Annotated in this window: 12 protein-coding genes; 3 read left to right on the forward strand and 9 right to left on the reverse strand. The window is 37.0% G+C overall.

Features of this window, described 5'->3' with window-relative positions:
- Positions 1–266: 266 nt before the first annotated feature.
- Positions 267–830 carry a thioredoxin family protein gene (locus ACEQ81_RS18215; RefSeq protein ID WP_411032358.1) on the reverse strand — a complete coding sequence of 188 codons (564 nt, stop codon included), beginning with the start codon at positions 828–830 and terminating at the stop codon, positions 267–269.
- A 28-nt stretch (positions 831–858) separates the two neighbouring features.
- Positions 859–3,147: a TonB-dependent receptor gene (locus ACEQ81_RS18220; protein ID WP_411032359.1), complete on the reverse strand. Its 2,289-nt coding sequence runs from the start codon at positions 3,145–3,147 to the stop codon at positions 859–861.
- Between the two features lie 477 nt (positions 3,148–3,624).
- Here ACEQ81_RS18220 and ACEQ81_RS18225 point away from each other — a divergent pair, with 477 nt between their 5' ends.
- Positions 3,625–5,244, forward strand: a complete 1,620-nt coding sequence (locus ACEQ81_RS18225) for a vitamin K epoxide reductase family protein (protein ID WP_411032360.1) — start codon at positions 3,625–3,627, stop codon at positions 5,242–5,244.
- Positions 5,245–5,378: 134 nt separating this feature from the next.
- A complete protein-coding gene (locus ACEQ81_RS18230) occupies positions 5,379–5,564 on the forward strand; it encodes a hypothetical protein (RefSeq protein ID WP_411032361.1) in 186 nt (61 codons plus the stop codon).
- A gap of 35 nt (positions 5,565–5,599) precedes the next feature.
- Here ACEQ81_RS18230 and ACEQ81_RS18235 read toward each other — a convergent pair whose 3' ends face one another.
- The 7 genes from ACEQ81_RS18235 to ACEQ81_RS18265 form a co-directional block, all read right to left on the reverse strand.
- Positions 5,600–6,115 carry a hypothetical protein gene (locus tag ACEQ81_RS18235; protein WP_411032362.1) on the reverse strand — a complete coding sequence of 172 codons (516 nt, stop codon included), beginning with the start codon at positions 6,113–6,115 and terminating at the stop codon, positions 5,600–5,602.
- Entirely contained in the window at positions 6,112–7,323 is a 1,212-nt protein-coding gene (locus ACEQ81_RS18240; protein ID WP_411032363.1) for a hypothetical protein, read from the reverse strand. Before ACEQ81_RS18240 ends, ACEQ81_RS18235 begins: the two co-directional genes overlap by 4 nt.
- Positions 7,323–9,566: a hypothetical protein gene (locus ACEQ81_RS18245; RefSeq protein ID WP_411032364.1), complete on the reverse strand. Its 2,244-nt coding sequence runs from the start codon at positions 9,564–9,566 to the stop codon at positions 7,323–7,325. Before ACEQ81_RS18245 ends, ACEQ81_RS18240 begins: the two co-directional genes overlap by 1 nt.
- 4 nt (positions 9,567–9,570) lie before the next feature.
- Entirely contained in the window at positions 9,571–10,980 is a 1,410-nt protein-coding gene (locus ACEQ81_RS18250; RefSeq protein ID WP_411032365.1) for a GspE/PulE family protein, read from the reverse strand.
- 484 nt (positions 10,981–11,464) lie between these two features.
- Positions 11,465–11,872, reverse strand: coding sequence for a hypothetical protein (locus ACEQ81_RS18255; RefSeq protein ID WP_411032366.1), 408 nt, complete (start codon positions 11,870–11,872; stop codon positions 11,465–11,467).
- Positions 11,873–12,058: 186 nt separating this feature from the next.
- Positions 12,059–12,784: a tetratricopeptide repeat protein gene (locus tag ACEQ81_RS18260; RefSeq protein ID WP_411032367.1), complete on the reverse strand. Its 726-nt coding sequence runs from the start codon at positions 12,782–12,784 to the stop codon at positions 12,059–12,061.
- Positions 12,774–13,370 carry an RNA polymerase sigma factor gene (locus ACEQ81_RS18265; protein ID WP_411032368.1) on the reverse strand — a complete coding sequence of 199 codons (597 nt, stop codon included), beginning with the start codon at positions 13,368–13,370 and terminating at the stop codon, positions 12,774–12,776. The genes ACEQ81_RS18260 and ACEQ81_RS18265 overlap by 11 nt, the downstream gene beginning before the upstream one ends.
- Positions 13,371–13,868: 498 nt before the next feature.
- Here ACEQ81_RS18265 and ACEQ81_RS18270 point away from each other — a divergent pair, with 498 nt between their 5' ends.
- Positions 13,869–16,706: a CHAT domain-containing protein gene (locus tag ACEQ81_RS18270; protein ID WP_411032369.1), complete on the forward strand. Its 2,838-nt coding sequence runs from the start codon at positions 13,869–13,871 to the stop codon at positions 16,704–16,706.
- Positions 16,707–16,854 lie beyond the last annotated feature (148 nt).

The following is a 16,854-nucleotide window of genomic DNA, read 5'->3' on the forward strand; positions in this document are numbered from 1 at the left end:
GTTTATCTAATAAAAAATAAGCAGAATGATTATGTGAAATACAGGTATTGGCACATAATACCCATCCTTCGCAATGTTCAATAAAAGTTGAGGCAAGGTCCTAAGGTACAAAAAATGTGGTAAGTATTTCCCTGGCTGTGAGGGTGAAATCCTAATTTAAACACTCGGTTTTAATACCACGGTGTTAAATATACTTGGCGTACACTAGCTCTTTAGCGAACACTGTTTGTTCTTATTTAATTTACAAAAGGAAGGTAATCCAAATATCACTTCAGTATTTCGAGCATTTTTTTTGGAGGGATATATTCAAAATATCTTTGCGTTACCTGAAAAGATTCGTTAAGTACTACAATAGCAGGGAGTGAGAAAGGTACTCCATCCCTAGAAGCTAACAGCAAGGGGATTTCATGAATTGCATTGCGCTTTTTCCCAAAGTCTTTATTCAGATATTTTTGACCATCAAAAACTATGGTATCCGAAGTTTCTATATCCATTTTAACTGCGTAGTATTCTGAATTGAGCTTAGAAACAATTTCACTTTTTCTGAAGGAGGTCCTATCCATTTTTTTACAATAAGAACACCATTCTGCATAAAAGTCTATAAAAACCTTTTTTGGTTTTGCGGTTAAAGAGTCTTGCAACTGTTCAAAGTTTAACCATGCAACAGTTGCATCTTGGGCCGATAGCTTTGCAGATAGAGTGAACAATACAATAAGCACTACTACGTATTTCGTAACATGCAAGGCATGGGTCGTTGGACCATGAAAATGGTTGCCCCTTGTCATCGTCTTTACACGCTTTGTACTAATATTAGAATGAGTTACTTTCATCTAAGAGCATTAATTGTTTTATACTTTCCTAATGCAGTTTTCCAAATTTGATACCAAAGAAAAAGGTTCTAGGGGCATTGGGGCCATAAATGTAATCCGAGTCTCTAGTAGGACCTATATCAAAGTCATCTTGGTAACTATTAAATATGTTTTTAACACCTGCGGAAAAGGTTATCATAAAATTCTCGTTAAAGTCTATATGGGATTCCAACTTTACATTAACGTCAAAAAACGAATCCACTTCATTCAGTTGTAAAAAACCGGTATCGCTAATAACGCGCGGAACGGTCATCCCACCTGTATAGGTCCCTGTAACATCCAAATTGAACACCTCTCCGGGTATCCAAGCGGCATTCAAATATCCATAAAAATTTGGGTTTCTAACAAATTCATCAACGGCCACATCAGATTCACCCGGTGTACCATCGGTTTCAAACAATAGCTGAGGCTCTTCGTATTCGGCTTTCTGAAGTGTGCCCCCCAATTGAAACTGCCATTTTGGATCAGGAGATAGTCCAAACTCAAAATTGGTTCCATAGACCCGTGCCCCGGAACCGTTGCGAACTTCCTCTAGAATTGAACCATTATCCAACACGGCGCCCGTGCTCACTAGCGTAAAAGGGTTTTCCAATGTGGTGTAAAATCCTTCCAACAGAAAATCCAACTGCAATAGGTTGATATTTCTGGAATAATTTAAAGATCCGGTATATGCATTGGAATATTCCGTGTTTAGGTCATTTGAAAGAATTACAAACTGGGGTTCACCTCCCACACTTGAAATGTGGAGATCTTCATTAAAAGCTTGCGGGGCACGAAAACCTCTGGCATAGCCACCCCTAAATTTTAAATCCTCAGCTAATTGGTAGGCAATCGTCAACCTGGGCGAAAAAGCGGTCTGACTTATATCCACAGCTCTTTCAATACCCCCAATGGAATACTGGCCGTCTACCGAAACATTGTCTAGTCTGGCTCCAATTAGTGCCGTAAATTTCTCGTTTGGTTTCCATTCATATTGCGCGTACCCCCCCAAAGAGTTTACACTTTGGTCTATTAGACGATCGTACCCCGGTATTTGGTCTTCGGTTTCCGTATGAATGAACTCTGTACCAACGGTAAGCACATCACTATTTTTAAAAGCATGGGTATATTGCAGGCCGTTGACCCAGGCCAAATCTTTAGTGGTTCCAAAAGCGTTGTTTGCCAAAATACTATCTTGACGTGTTCTTCCCCCTCCCAATCCGCCATAAAAACTGTCTCTATTGGTATAGGAGGCAGAAGTATATATTTGAAATCTTCCCATATTGTCTTTGCTGGTAAGTTCGTAATCTGCACCGCCCAAAAAAGTGTCATGATCCAATTCCTCGGTAATATCTGTAAATTGCGGGGATAAATCCAGTCTGTCTCCACCACGGCGGTATTCTCTAATTGCATTTAAGTTTACGGACACTTTACTACGATCAGTAGGTCGTAAAAACGCCTTGGCCCCAATGGTGTTGTTTCTTAGCTCTACCAATTCGGTAAAGCCGTCACCATTGGCATCGTAAGACTCCCTATTTCTGTAGGTTCCAAAAAGAGTAATGCCACTTTTTAAATCATCGGCGACCACCGAAGTATTAAAAGTCAATATCCGATCTGCCGCCTCGCCATCTACCAAAGCCAAATTAGTACCTATTTCCCAAGTGTTCAATACAGGGTCTTTGGTTATTACATTAACTGTGCCTGCAATTGCATTTGAACCATAAAGTGCAGAACCTCCACTACGTACTACTTCTACCCGTTCTATGATATTGGTGGGAATTTGCTCTAAGCCATAGACTCCTAACAAGGATGTAAATATAGGCCTGCTATTGAGTAATACTTGGGTGTATCCCCCATCTAGACCATTTAAACGTACTTGGGTAAAACCACAATTTTGGCAGTTGGTCTCCACACGAACTCCGGGAGCATAGTTTAAACCGTCTGCAAGGGATATGGACTGAGTGGCGGTCAATAGCCTGGGCTTTAGTGTAGAAACCACAACAGGAGCGTTTTTCCGCGCTACCCTATTTCTGGTAGCACTTATGACCACTTCCTCCAAGCCCAATGCATCTTCCAAGAGGGAAAAGTTTAATGTAACGCTCTTATCCTCTGGGATTGTTATTGCCTTGGAAGTACTTCTATAGCCTTGAGAGCTAACCTTAACTACCAACGGACCCGAAGGAACATTTAGCTCGTAATAGCCTTCGGTATTTGTGGTAGTTCCCCTGCTCCCATTCTTTAAGTATACAGACGCAAAAGGAACCGCTTTGTTCCCTGTTGTAATCTTTCCCTTAATCATCGGTAACTTACTTTGCCCATAAAGGCCAAAAAAAGGAAAAATTAGCAAATACAAAAAGATTTTTTTTATGGGTGTCATTATGTATTTTCAGTTGTACTAAATAAATTTTTAGACAAATCTAATAAATAATTTTACCATATTAAAATATCCATCCGTTAAAACCCAAAAAAAATAGTTTTGGTAGAAGAAGGTTGAAATATGTTCTTTCATTTTTCGAATTCGCTTTCCCTACTTGGTATTTAAAGCAAAAATGGCCAAACATTGGTGTTTGGCCTTTGAAACTGTGATGCTATGATCAAAAGATAAGGTCTAATATGGTATTCCTAGTTGTTCTTCAATTTCATGGATTGGCTTAGGTATTTGATTTCAAAAAATCAAATCACAAAAAGTAGGTATATTCCTGTTAAATTATTATATTTATAGTACTATACGTGTAAGTTATATCTTTATTTTTGATAACCCCAAGATTTAGATCAAATGAAAGATTCCTTGTCATATCTACTCAGAAAATTTCTTTATTCCGAGGATATAAGAGTTAACTTTGAAGAATTAAATTTTCAACTTTTAAGTCACCCTTCATACCCAAGTTTGCATTCCGTTACCGGGGTCCTCAATCATTTTAATATTGAAAATATTGCCGTTGAGGTTCCTAGAAACATTGATACATTAGACCACCTGCCCAAAAGTTTCTTAACGCTTACTTCAAATGAAAAACAGTATCTCCTAGCAACAAAACAAAAAAACGGTATAAAGTTAAGTTTTGAAAACGGTTCCAAAAAAAAGGTGGGATTTGAAGAATTTTTGAACATCTGGAAGCCCTATGTGGTTGTTATTGAAAAAGACAATGACGCACATAATAATCGATCGAGGAATACATCAATTTTGAAAATCGGAACATTGGTTTTGTTCGGTTTTATTTTGGGTTACTTTTTTTACACCAAACCAACGGTGTTGGAGTCCTTTCATTATATTTTCTCTATAATCGGATTTTTGGTCAGCATGGCCATTGTTAAACACGAATTAGGCTTTAAATCAAACTTTGCCGATAAAATATGTACGGCTACGAAGTCTACAGATTGTGAAAGTGTTCTTACTTCTAAAGGTGCTTCTTTATCAAAACATATAAAACTCAGTGATTTATGCCTAATATTTTTTGCGAGTTTGTTATCGGCCTGGCTAATCCATGCTATCTTTTCGATAACCGGTTGGGGAATCTTCGCTGCATCAATATTTGTAATTCCAATTACTATTTACTCCATTTATTATCAATATAAGATAGTTAACAAATGGTGCCCTCTGTGCTTGTCTATAACCGCCGTCCTATGGTTGCAAGCTATTTTCGCTTTTTCCGATATAAGCGGAATCAAGGAGAATTTGCTAAATACTTATAGCATTCTTGTTGTGATGACAACAATTACGGTCATTACGGTACTTTGGTTATTTATAAAACACTTTCTACATGAATGGATAGCATTGAAAAAAGTAAAAATTGCGTACTATAAGTTTAAGAGAAATTTTAGCCTTTTCAAAAGTGCATTATTAAAAAATAACCCCATTACGTCCCAGATAAATGAAGTTGCCAAAAACGAAATTGTGCTGGGCAACAAAAATGCCTCTTTGGAAATTTTGCTTGTTACCAACCCGGCCTGTCATTATTGCAGCTCTGCGCATTTAGAAATAGAGAATATTTTGCGTCGACATTCAAAGAATTTAAAAGTTATAATCCGTTTTAATATCCCTGATACCCATAGCATACCTGCCGTTGTCGCCAAAAAATTACTGGAAACCTATGATACGGGTTCATCTTCGGAGTCGTTCGCTACATCATTGCATGATGCTTTTGACTCAAACCAAGATTTAAATAAATGGCATCTAAAGTGGGGTAAACCATTATCTAATTATTACGATTTTGTTTTGAAAGAGCAAATAAAATGGTGTCGAGAAGAAGGAATTAATTTTACTCCGGGATTATTTCTCAACGGCCGCCTATATCCAAAAGAATATCCCAAGGAAGATCTAATTTCCTTTATTGACGATTTGATTGATGAATATAGTTTTATCCCGGACCCCGCTGTCAAATTGGAATCCACGGAATAAATACCAATGGAAGGACCTTTCCGCATTAAGCGGAAAGGTCAACCAAAGGGAACAATATCTTTTCATTGAAGATAGACACAAACCTTGAGTGTCTTTAATTGTTCAAGGCCAATATAATCTTAAAATTATTTATTATGAAAAAATTATTGAGTCTTAAAGATGTAAAAGTCTTAGAGAAATTTGAACAGCAAAGTATTTTCGGAGGAAACTCCGAGTTCTGCGACCCATGTGCCGGGAAAAGTTTCGGTGAACGTTGCTTAACCGGATGCATTCCAGGCAATGTTGGTGAATGTACCCAGTGGGGTTGTATGACCCATTAATGTTAATTGGGCCTAGGGAAGACTATTCTCTGGGCCTAATATTTTATTCTTCGCATTAAAATCCTGGAAATCAATAACTCTTTATTTTTCCTATAATCTTTTTGTTTTTTAAAATGTATGTTGGTTATCTCCCCTAAGCCATTTTTTTGCTCAATATCATAAATGGTCTTTAACAATTCGGTGAAATCTCCTTGAAGGGTAAAGTCAAAAGTATTTACTAGACTACCATTGTTATCAAAAATATGCGGATCATTGAAATCCATGATCTTTATATTCCGTTTTTCAGCTTGCAAATTTAATATCCGAAGCAAGTTGTTCTCCATAGAACTGCTGCCAAGATTCATTTTTTGCAACATTGAATCGTTTTCTTTTTGTTGACTTAATAATACTGAAATTTGCTTTGGGCTATTCTTATAAAGCAGATTTTCTTGTATCAAACTATGATACTCCCGCCGAAGTTTCAAAGTAGGGGAAACTGCAAATTCATAGCTCAAAAGTAGACTTAAAATTAGGCCGCTTAAAAGCACAATATTTTTTGTTTCGCTCTTCATTGAATCTGAATTTTTAATGAAAAGTTATATGTGCTGCTATTCTCATAGTCGTAATCCGTTGTCTCTATGCGTTGTACCCAACCTAGCTTTTCCAAACTTTCAACCCAAGCATAATACTCCTTGCTTTCTCTTGTCTGCCCAGACAGAGTAATCTCATTTATTGCGAGCTCAACCTGCTTGGTATCGCGCAAAGGTTTCATCAGGGGCTGATATTCCAATTCTGTCAAAATTATGGAATGGGGCATTTTTTTAATTATTCTATCCAGTAACAAAGAGGATTTAGAGTTGGAGCTTGATAAAATTGCTTGAATGCGCTCTTCTTTTTTCTTAACATCCTCCTTTAATTTTATCAATTTACTTTTATTTACATTCTTTGCGGCCAACGTTTCTTGAAGCGTATTCACCTTATCAAAATAGTGGCTGAAAAACAGAAAGTTAATGAGTAAAGTTCCTAAAATCGTTATTAAAGACGCCCTTAGCAACAAAGTGAAGTGCCTCTTATTTTTGAACTCTCTTTGGAGATTGTTTGTATAGTCTGTAAAATTGGAAGTGCGGTCAACCGTTTGAAGCAGGTGTTTTAAGATTGAAGCAAAGCCTAGCAAAAAGTTGCTCTTTACCTTTATACCGTTGACATTATACTCCAATACGCTCTCATTATCCTCATCTGAAATTGGTATTATTCTTTCTATACTTTCACCACTCAAGTCCAAATTAGAATTTGAAATCCTGGTTGTTCCCTTTTGAAGAAATTCAGTGACGGAAGTTATTGCGGAAACACCCAATGAAAAATCCATCAAATTTATATCCAACTCCAAAAGTTGGCTCAGAATTGTGTTCACTTTTTCCTTAGAACAAATAGAAATCAATAAAGATTTTTTACACCAAGTCAGTTCATAATAAAAAGCATTAAAGTCTAAATTAGGAAATGCATTATGTACCAACGCTTCGTCAGAAACGGACTCCAAGGTCTCAACAATCTTAGTGAGCACCTGACCCGTATTCAAGATTAAAAATACGGGGGCATTTTTTTTTAAGTTGCTAACGGCGTCATTTAAGGTACTGTGTTTTTCTTCCCGCCTAATAAAAAGCTCTTGTTTTTTTCTTTGGATTTCCAGCAAATAAAAATTTAAGTCCCCACGGTTTTCTGAGATTTCGAGGCCGTAATAAAAAGAGCCCTCATTTAAGTATGTAGAAAGATCTTTGAACACTAGTAAATAACTGTTGGTTTAATAAGAATGGTCAATTTTTGTTTAGAGTCTTCACGCTTTTTTTTGCTGAAAAGCCATTTAATTAACGGAACTCTTGCTAATAGCGGAACCCCACTACCTGTATCATTTTTGACTTTTTCCTCCAAACCACCCAAAATGGCCAAGTCTTGGTCTTGCATTCTGATTATGGAACTAAATTCGCGCGAGGTTAAACCTGGAGGTGCTTCCTCTTCGATACGTTCTCCGCTAAAATCTGATTGTATAACATTGATTTCAAGAGTAACCTGTCCGTTTCCAGAGACCAGTGGCTTTATACTTACAGCGAGTTCCGCATCGATAGGTTGATAATTCCTTATCTCCGAGGTTGTCGGAATTTGAGAACCGAAGAAATTTTGATTGGTAACAACGTAATACGTGGTCTCCCCAATCGACATATTGGCTCTATGTCCGTTAAGGGTAGATAATTTGGGTGTGGATCTTATTTTTAGATTACCATTTGCCTCCATGGCTTTAATGGTGGCAAAAAACTCGGGTACCACCTTGCCAATATTAAACGACCCAAAACCATCAAACCCGCCGATTATCTTATTCACTGTTTTTGCACCAAGAGTTAAATCGGCCTCCGGAAATAGTTTTCCAGAGGTATTGACCGGCTCATCCCCAATTCCCCAACTAATTCCAGTTTCGACCGTAGCCGATTTCTTTACTTCAATCAGCATTACTTCGATCAAAATTACAGGTACGGGTTTATCTATATGTGCAATAAACTTTTTAAACCTATTAATATTCGCCGCTGGCCCACTCACCAGAAAGCTGTTTAGTTCAAAATCCATTCGAATATCCAAATCTGCGGTAATATCATCCGGCAAGATGTTTATCAGGGCCTCGGCTTCCGAATTATAGTTTCCGAAATTATTGGAATCTGTATTCAATCGTCTTGAGTTCCCAAATCCCTGTTGGGTATTTCCAAAACCCCGGTTATTACCAAAACCTTGATTATTGCCGAGTCCGTTTTGATAACCTCCACCTAAATAATTGACCCCGCTATTTACCGTTCTACCCGAGACCCTATTTCCAAAAGACGACTGTTGCGGATCGGCCAACAATTGTACTGATCTATGCATAAGCTGTACAACCTCAACTTTACGAACGCTTAATTGATCGGCAGTTCCAAAATAGTATATGTCGTTTTCTTTCTTAAAGGTAAAATGAACAGGAATAGAACTTAAAAGATTTGATTGTTGGCCCCTGTTGTTAGATACATTATTTTGATTGGTGTTGGCTCCATTTCGTAAATTTACAGTACTCAAATTTGTAGCAATTTTAGCCTGTATGCCACTTTCGAATATACGTTCCAACAATTCATCGTAATATATTTGTTTTGCCTTAAAGGTAACATTACCTGCCTCTTCAAGGGGAGCGGCAGTATATACATCTAAATCCAAATCATAACTTATTGAACTTATTACGTCTACAATTGGGGCATTTTCAAAATCTACGGTAACAATTCTCTTAAGTGTATCGATTACTTGATAATAAAAATCACTACCTCCAGAATTTCCTGCAGTTCTACCAGATAAGTTAGCTTCCTCATCAGAAGTTGAAAGTTGGGTAAATAGATAAAAACCATCCCTTGATTTGGACAAGGAAAGATTGTTCATCTCAGCAAGTTTATCCATTGCAATATCAAAGGGAACATTCTTTAAGTATAGGTTTAAAGCAACGTTCTCCATACCATTGTTATATAGCAAATTCTGACCTGAGACATCCATAATGTTCCGGAACACCTTTTCCAATGGAACATTATCCATTTCCAAGGAAATAAGATTGTTCATTGCATCGAAATTTACAAGTGGTTCAGGTTCTACAATTTCAGGCGGTGGTTCATTGTATTTTTTGATGGAAAGAATATTCCCTGTGAAGGTGATATCCAAATCGTATTCCTTTACCAAAAACAGTAGCAAGTCCCCAACGGCCACGTTAGAAAAATTGTTGACCAGGTTAATACCTTGTAGACTTTGGTCTATATTGATATTGATTAGGTGTACTTTGGAAATGGCTAACAAAAAATTTGCTAACGTAACATTGGCAACGTTTATTTCGAGCTTTAGATTCTCCGTTAAACCCGCATTCTCCATTGCCAATGCTTCCAAGTTGTTTTGGATATTTTGAATTCTACCCTGTTCTTGCCCATAAAATAGGGAGGTGCAAAGTAGTAGAGCAATAAGTAGTAGTTTCTTCATTTCTTTAAGGAGTTAACAACGAGTACACTTCTTCAATGGTGGTTTCACCCGCTTCTACCATCTCCAAAGCATTTTGACCTAGTGTGATTATTTCATTCTCTTCCAAGTAGTCATCAATTTCCAAAGCGTTGTTCTTTATTAGCTGAACCAGTTCTTTGGTAATCGGAATAATCTCATAGATAGCTTTACGCCCTTGATAACCTGTATGGTGACACTTTGTACAGCCTATAGCCTTAAAATGTTCCGTCATGGTTATTGGTAAAACAAATCCTTCTGGGAATAGATCCATCGATACCCTTTCCCTTTGCTTACAATGTTCACATAGTTTACGTACCAGGCGTTGGGCTACACTTAAGTTAAGGGTAGTTGCAATTAGGAAAGACGGAATGCCCATATCTATTAACCTTGAAATGGTAGCCCAGGCCGAGTTGGTATGAATCGTTGATAGCACCAACCGACCTATCAAAGCCGTTCTAATAGCCATATTAGCGGTTTGTACATCCCTGATTTCACCAACCATTATTATATTGGGATCTTGCCGAAGAAATGTCCGCAATGCCTTGGTAAAATCAAGCCCAATGTTTTCCCTAAGCTGAACCTGATTAATACCTTCCAGGGTGTATTCAATGGGATCCTCAATAGTAAGTATATTGGTATCGCCAGTGTTCATTAGTTTTAGTGTAGCATAAAGCGTAGTTGTTTTTCCAGATCCCGTAGGACCCGAAATCAGAATAATGCCACTGGGTTTGCGAAGGGCTTCTTTATAAATCCTTAACTCATCATTTGTGAATCCAAGGTCTGTTATATCCAACGCTGCGGTATCCTTACTTAAAATCCTCAATACAATTTTTTCCCCGAAAAGTGTTGGTAAAGAAGATACCCTAATGTCAAATTCATCCAAATCTGATTTCATTGTAATTCTTCCATCCTGTGGTAACCGCTTTTCTGAAATATCCAGATCAGCCCTGATTTTAATCTTGTTTATAATTACTGGGTATTCATGTATTGGAATATTGAATTGCTCAACTAGCTTGCCGTCCAAACGAAAACGAATCCTACATCTGGTCTCATAGGGTTCAAAATGAATATCGCTGCTGCCGACTACTTTGGCTGTTAGTAATATCTTCTCTAGAAAATCAGGGGTATAGCTTAGGTTTCCCTTGTTTACGTTCTCTGCCCGTCTGTAATTTGTGGTTAAATAATCTTGTAATTCTTGCTTTCCACAAGTTTCTAATTTAACCTGTCTATCCAAGACTATTTTTAACTCGGAGAACAAGGAGTCCAAATCGACCTGGTCAGTCTTAAATATAAGTGTCCCGTTATCTTCGTCAATAGGTACAATTCGATAGTGAAAGGCCTGATCCGAGCTTATCAGCTGCTGTAATTTTGTTGGGATACTATAATCGTTCAGCATGCTTATAAAGTATATATTGAAGGGAAATAGTTACACAGGTTTATGCTAAGCACTACTATCAAAAAAAGCGACATCAAGCCGGCCAAAGGAACCGTTTTCACTTTCATTCTTGGTTTAAGCACTAAAAAGGTCAAGAGTGAAAAAAAGATAGCATACGTAAACAAAATAATAAATGTGGTCGTGGGGAACCCTGTACCCATGACAAAGAAAAAAAGTATATCTCCAAGACCCAGACTGTGATTCATAAACTCTTTTTTAGCAATGATTCTCGAATAGAAATATAGTACCAGTAATACAACTGATACCAGTATAAAATTCATGGCCAAGCTTCCATAAAAAAGGGTCATTTCAACTTGGAGATAATGAATTATCCCAAGTATTATAGCCAAGAGCGGAAACAAAAACCAAAAAACAGCCCTATACCTGAAATCTTGATAGCATATTATTAGAAAACCTGCCACGGCTATAACTGTGAGCAGCAAAATCAATCCTTAACGATTTGTTTTGGTGTACCTGTTTCATCCACCTCCCAAACATTTAGTATTCCATCACCATCAAAGTCGGTAATTGCCTCTGCTCTTGCTTTGAAGGTTGCATTATCAGCACTTATGATAACATAGGAATAGTTGGCCGTACCATTTTCTTTTACAGTTTTTGGAGCTTCAAAATCAAGGGCATTAAAATCATGGCTGTATTTGCTATGCATATACCTATGAGTGGTTTGCGCATTGTAGAGCGCCTTTAGCTGCACCTGGGCCTCAACACTTTTGGCCTTTGTAATCAAGGGCATTAAATTTGGAAGGGCCAATAGGAGAAGAATACCTATTATGGCCAGTACAATCAGCATTTCCTGTAAGTTGATTGCGGGAATTTTTGCGTTTAATTTCATCATTTATTCCATAGGGGTTTCTACCTAATAAATGTCTCAAACTACCTTTATGTTACCTGTTTTTGAGAATAAATGTTGTTCAACTACCATCCATGGCGGATGATAGATCCAACAATCGGTTAATTTTAAAGTATTTAACTGGAAAAAATAGTAGTGGTAGCTTCTCGGAAAGACGAAGTAGGAAACAAGTTAGAGATTAAGCTTTTGTAATAACTTTTCAGCCTGCTGTTTATGAATACCATTATAATCTATCAATTGCTGTAATTCCTTTGCCGCCGCTTTAGAATTACCTTTTTTAAGCAATGACAAGGCAAGATACCACCGTGAATTTTCGTAGCCCCCACTTTTTACTGTCACCCCTTTAAAAAGTGCAATAGCGTCATCTTCTTTGTTAAGGTTCATAAGGCAATTGCCATAATAAAGAAGTAGGTCGGCATCTTCTGGGTTTTGTTCATGCAAGAATTTAAGGTCTTCCACGGCGTTTTGAAATTTGCCTACCTTGTACAGCTGCATAACCGAGTCTCGCCTTGTTAAATCAGCTCCACGGAGTCTGTCTTCCACCGGATATGGGGTATAATACTCCTCAAAAAGTTGATTACCCCCAATGTCCTGGTTTTGAAAATAAAAATAAACCGAGGCCCCCACCAACAATGCCAAACTAGCCACAATTCGCCATGGAAAAACTCGCCTTTTAGAGTTAATATTCTGTTCTTGTCCAATACGGTACAATAGGTTTCTAAACTGTAACTCTTTGGCATTGCCAATTTCGTTATGAACAGACATATGAAGGGCCACTTCTTGACTAAGTTCTTCATTTTTGGACATACGTTCTTCAAAAGCTTCCTTGGCTTCCGGTGAAAGCTCTCCCTTAAGGTAACGTTCTATTTCCTCAAACAATTCTTGGCTACGATTCATCAGCTGTGATGTTTTTGTTATCGTAACGTAACTCTTGGTAGATTGGGTCTTTTTCAATCATAGAAAGCAATTTTTCCTTGCATTCAAACTTTTTCTTACGCGTATACCCCTCAGAATAACCCATTAACTTTGATATTTTGGACATGCTGACACCATCAAAAAAATGTATGAGTAAATTTTTACATGATGTACCCAATTTCGCAAAGTGCCTCTGATATAACAATTTTTTCTCAGATTTATCAATTGTTTCTATTATTGAGGCCTCAAGGTCCTTTGAAATATCCAAAATCGTATCATTTAACAACATTTTACGTCTTTTTCTAAGAACGTTCATCCATAAGTTTCTACTAACAGCATAGACATAGGTAGAAAGTGAACATTCTAGTTTCAAGGTATTATTGCCAAGTTTTTGAAAGACCAACATCATGGCATCTTGAAAAACGTCTTGGGCATCTGTCTCATCGCCCGAGTTCTTTAAAATATATCCGGTAACTTTTGGAAGATTATCTTTATAGAATTGGGTTACCACTGTTGCCTTGCCTTCCGAAATTCCTTGTATAATCTCTTCTTCCTTAAAAATACTCATTTATCACTATTGGTCAATGCCAAGGGGTTACAATTAAGCCATGCTAATTAATGAACAAGAGTAACTTTTTGTACATTGGGGTCATTATTATATTGGACAAATTCTTGGGAAAAAGTAACATTTTATACCTTGGAGTTATTAATACATTGGACAGACTAATAAGGGAAAGAATTTCATTTTAAATTGAATTCTATTGTGTTTTATATTTATTTTCTTACAAATTTATTGCAAATTTCTTAAATTATATAATTTAGAACCCGTCCAATTCTTTTTTATATGGCCCCAAAACCAATCAAATTTACCTAGCACGTGTTCATGTTCGCAAAGCAAATAGTTTTTCTAATTTTTTTATTTTTTTTCTATCTAAACAGTTTTTGTGCGTTCGCTCAAAATCCTAGTACCACTAAAGCTGAAATCAAATTTTTAAAAACAGCGGACTCTCTTTATAAAAAGAAGGCCTATGTCCAATCTTTAAATCAGGTAAAAAAGGCCCATAAGTTGTACAAATACGCAGAAGATGGTAATGGACTGGCAATATGCTACAACAAATTTGCGGAGAACAAAATCGCTTTAGGCGAAAATGAAATTGCAAAATCGTATCTAGACAGCACCTTAATATTTATCGATTCCAATAGTTTGGCCGATAAAGAAATTTTTGGCAAATACTATTATTTAAAAGGTTATTTGGAACACCGAGAGCGCAATTTTAAGACCTCTTCACAAAGTTTAAAAAAGGCATTTGAAAACTACGAATCTGCTATAAAAGTTGATGAATTTGATTTGGCATTAGTTAGCGAATGGCAAGGTGCCAATAACTATCACCTCTGGAATCTTGGCAAAGCAGAGAAGCACCTTCAAAAGGCGTTGAAAATTTATCTAAAAAAAGGACAAGGCAATGAAGAAAGAATTTCAACTTGTTACTCTTATTTATCAAGAGTTTATACGCGTAGTGAACAACACAGTAAAGCCTTGCTGTACAATAAAAAAACTTTGACCCTCAATCGGCAGATTTATGGGGAAAATCATCCCCAAGTAGGATTGGCATATGCAATCATGGCCATTACTTATGGGAGAATGGTAGATTTTGAAAAAAGTCTTACCTATTACAAAAAAGCCAATGCCATTTTCATTCCCAATTTAGGAGAGGGACACCGATGGGTCGTTACAACCTATGAAAATATAGGACGAGTGTATAACAGACTTGGTAAAAATCAAAAATCACTCATAAATTATGAAAAAGCAATATCGTTAGGCAAAAAACATCTCGGTGAAGATGATCTTATAGTCGCCCATGTATATTTAAATGCCGCTGACACCTATGCCTCAATCGGTAATAACCCAAAAGCCCTTGAACTTTATCAAAAAGCACTGGAGGTTCAAAAAAAAACATATGGCGAAAAACATAGAGAAGTAGCCCAAAATTATATCGCACAAGGAAATTTTTATAAACATATAAAGGACTACACCTCGGCTTTGGAAAAATTTAATTTAGTTCTCGACACTTATAACGTTGAAATATCAAGAGCAATTGATTCCGATTTAATTTTGGAGGAAATGAACGTGCTCTATAAAATTGTTGAGGCCTTGGAGGGGAAAGCCGTTACCTTAAAATATTTGTACAAGCAAAAGGGTGATATTGCAAATGTTACAGCTTCAAAAGAAACTTTCGAGCAAGCACAAACGATCATCGAAAAAATGCGTTTGGCAACTACGGCCTATGAAGATAAAGTTTATCTAACGTCATCCAACCAAGTATCGCTAAGAGGTATTGTGGAGACGAATTTTCTATTGAATGAAGCTCAAGGCGAATTAACATCTTTGCAAGAAGCCTTTTTCTATTCGGAAAGAAATAGGGCTCGAGTACTTCAGCAGATGTCACAACAAAATGCCACTGCCAGTGACGATCCGCAGTTAAAGGAGCTTTTGGAAAAAGAAATAACAATTAAGGAAAATAAGTCTGCTTACCTCTCAAAAATTGAAAATGAAAAAAACAACAAACCTCGCTTTGATACTTTGAAAATTGCGGAATATGAAAATGAACTGTTTAAAATCAACTTGCAACACGATAGTTTAATTGTTCAGATGCAAAAAAAGTATCCGAACTATACTAATATTGAATTCGGAAAAGGTCCAGATAAGTTAAGTGAAATCCAATCTAGATTAAACTCAAACACCACTCTTTTGGAGTATTTTGTTACCGATAGCAGTACAACTTATGCCTTTCTAATCTCCAAGAAAAAATTTGATGCCAGGAAACTGAAAACCCCTGCGTTGGTTCAAAAAGTAGCAAAGTTAAAGCAGGCTATTCTTGAGAAGAACATACCTATGTTCAAAAAATCGGCCAACATTCTTTATAAAGATCTTATAGGGCCAATAGCCAAAGAGATTGAAGGAAATGAACTGGTTATAATACCCGACGGACCAACATGGCATATCAATTTTGAATTGTTGTTGCCAGATAATGAAGTTTCGAATAATCCAAAGGACTTTGAATATCTATTGAGAAACTATGTTATCAGCTATGCCAATTCAGCTAGTTTACTATTAAATAAAAAAGGAAAAGGAAAGGAGTATGAGGATGGAATGCTGGCTTTTTCTTTTTCGGACACCGTCCGATCTGGTAGTAAGGTCAGCCTCGCAACTTTGAGAAATCAGACCATTGACCTACCTGGTACTCGAAAAGAAATTAGGGAGATTGCCGAGTTAATTGATGGCGATTACTATTACGGAAATCATGCACAAGAGGCTAATTTTAAACGAATTGCTAAAAACTACAAAATAATTCATTTGGCACTTCATGCGGAAGCAGATAACGAAAATCCAAAAAATTCAAGGCTTTATTTTACAAAGGGAAAAGACACCATACAAGATAATATATTGTATGGTCATGAACTTTTAAACCTTGATATTACTTCTGACCTGGTCGTCCTAAGTGCATGCAATACCGGAACAGGCAAAGTAACGGCCGGCGAGGGCATAATGAGTATAGGTAACGCCTTTCAATATGCAGGTACAAAAAGTCTTCTGATAAGCGGGTGGGAAGTATCCGATAAGACAACTCCTGAGCTTATGAAGTTGTTCTATACCAATCTTAGAGCAGGTATGAATAAGCCTAAGGCATTACAGTTGGCAAAACTCACCTATTTGGAAAATGCAGAAGCGGCCCAAGCTAACCCCTTCTATTGGGGAAGCTTTTACCTGGTTGGCGATACTTCATCCATTGATCTGGAATCGTCAAAGAAATGGTCCTATATCTTGGTAGGTCTTATTGCTGTTTTGGTCGGTATCTTCTTCTGGTACCGCAACTCCAAAATTCGATATAATAACGTTGCTTAGTTATTTCAAAAACAGGTCTTTTATATCACAAAATCATTCCTTGGAGAAGCAATTTTGAGAGCCAATATTCAACTTGTCATATTTTCTTACTAAAAATGCAATTTTAAGGGTAACACTTTCTCATTCTCTGACATAAAGGTTTCAAGAA

It is taken from the genome of Spongiimicrobium sp. 3-5, from assembly GCF_046557915.1.
Classification (GTDB): Bacteria; Bacteroidota; Bacteroidia; order Flavobacteriales; family Flavobacteriaceae; genus JBHEBG01.